This is a genomic window from Gardnerella swidsinskii (genome assembly GCF_003397705.1).
GTDB lineage: Bacteria > Actinomycetota > Actinomycetes > Actinomycetales > Bifidobacteriaceae > Bifidobacterium > Bifidobacterium swidsinskii.
In genome coordinates this window covers 1-1,499 of sequence record NZ_QJVB01000008.1, presented here as the reverse complement: position 1 = coordinate 1,499, position 1,499 = coordinate 1, and the positions used below count along the sequence as shown (strand labels likewise).

Sequence of the window (1,499 nt, the reverse complement as noted above, 5' to 3'; positions counted from 1 at the left end):
CTTTTACGATGCCCTTTCAACATCAACACTAATCTCTGATTTAAAAGTTACGCTGAACCTGTCCTCGTAAACTTTTATTTTCTTGATGTACTTTCTTACCAGCTTCTCATCATACTCACTAATATCGTGACGTTCACTTTTCAGAAAATCTTCCATTTCTCTGATTCGTCTTTTAGCATCTTCTTGACCTGCTTTTTCTATAAGAATCTGCTGTTTCTTAACTTTCAGTTCATCAATCTCATCAGCTATTTTCGTGTAGTCTTTTTTAGCTTTAAGCAGGTTAATGAAATCTGTCGTGATGGTTTTTTGTAAAAGCGCATCACCTGCTAGCCTTGGAAACTACAAGCTTCAAGGTCTGCTTAACATTCTTTTGCATTTCCATCACCTCGCTTTCTGTTTCATCTTTTACAAAAAACGAAAGATTCTCTTTTAAGAGCAATTTGTGTAAAATAAAGACGTTATGTACGAATGCAACTCTCCTTGAAGGCAGCTCTCCTTTTAAGCAACGTATTGGACTTTTAGAGCGCAAGATTAGAGTAGTTAAAAAGAATAGTAATAATGAAACAGACTGGCTCAAATGGTCTAAACATGCATTTTTGAATCTATTTATGGTTTTTAATATCAAGAAGATAGCCTGCTTCTGGCAAGAGAAAACCTTCTTGCAACATAGAGCTGGAGTAGTACAGAAGAATTACGTCAAGCTATTCATACTTATATTGATTTTTACAACAACCACAGAATTAAAATGGGGCTTAAAAGACAATTATGGAACATCATGCTATGGTTGCACAAAATGTCTAAAAATTGTCCTAAGTCCCCTTTTTCAATGTCAAGTAATACTAAATGTTAAGCTTTTTTAGCTTAACTACAGCAAGTTTTCCTTGGTATTTCAACGAAAACTCGGTTTTTTAGCACACTTTTTGCCGTTTACCCTCAAAAATAGTTCCTTCATTAGGCAACGACATCGTTGTCATCAAAGCAAGCACGAACGTAAGCGGACCGAGCGCATTCCCATACGTTTTGAACATCGCACCAAAATCATGGCCGTATACCACCATCGACAAGTAAAGGAACATAAAATTCACAGCTGTAAACATAACCAACTTCAGCACGAACATAAGAACCTTGTACATGAGAATATCCTCCTCACTCACTCCACGGAGTCGAACACCAAATAGGTTTAATGCTCATTCTATCCAATAATTTTTTGCCATACAATTGTTGTTGTTATTTTTGATAACACATAAAATGTATAAGGTGTTCTCAGTTTTACTTATAACAAATAGAAATAGGGTTATTACCCCAAATACTAAATTATGCAAATAGACTACAATTAGAATACTCAAAATCACAACTACATCCCTAGTCTGTAGCATAGCTAGTGTTTGGCAACTGTGGCAAAACAACAATCAAACCGGCAGTAAAAATCAGCGCGAGTATAGGCAAAAGCTGCCATTGGCACGTAGATGAGAATGCAAATCCAATCCAAGAACCAGTAG

The 1,499-nt window shown here is 36.0% G+C and carries 1 protein-coding gene and 2 pseudogenes; 1 reads left to right on the top strand and 2 read right to left on the bottom strand.

Annotation, left to right across the window (positions count from 1 at the left end):
- Positions 1-685 precede the first annotated feature (685 nt).
- Positions 686-850 (top strand): annotated as a pseudogene (locus D0T18_RS07055) (IS3 family transposase); the annotation flags it as partial.
- 58 nt (positions 851-908) lie between these two features.
- Here the strand turns inward: D0T18_RS07055 and D0T18_RS06755 are convergent.
- A complete protein-coding gene (locus D0T18_RS06755; RefSeq protein ID WP_116440749.1) occupies positions 909-1,133 on the bottom strand; it encodes a hypothetical protein in 225 nt (74 codons plus the stop codon).
- Positions 1,134-1,362: 229 nt separating this feature from the next.
- Positions 1,363-1,499 (bottom strand): annotated as a pseudogene (locus D0T18_RS06980) (MFS transporter); the annotation flags it as partial.

What these genes read in the sequence shown, in the direction of transcription:
- D0T18_RS06755 (WP_116440749.1), bottom strand. Translation starts at nt 1,133, where the DNA reads ATGTACAAGGTTCTTATGTTCGTGCTGAAGTTGGTTATGTTTACAGCT.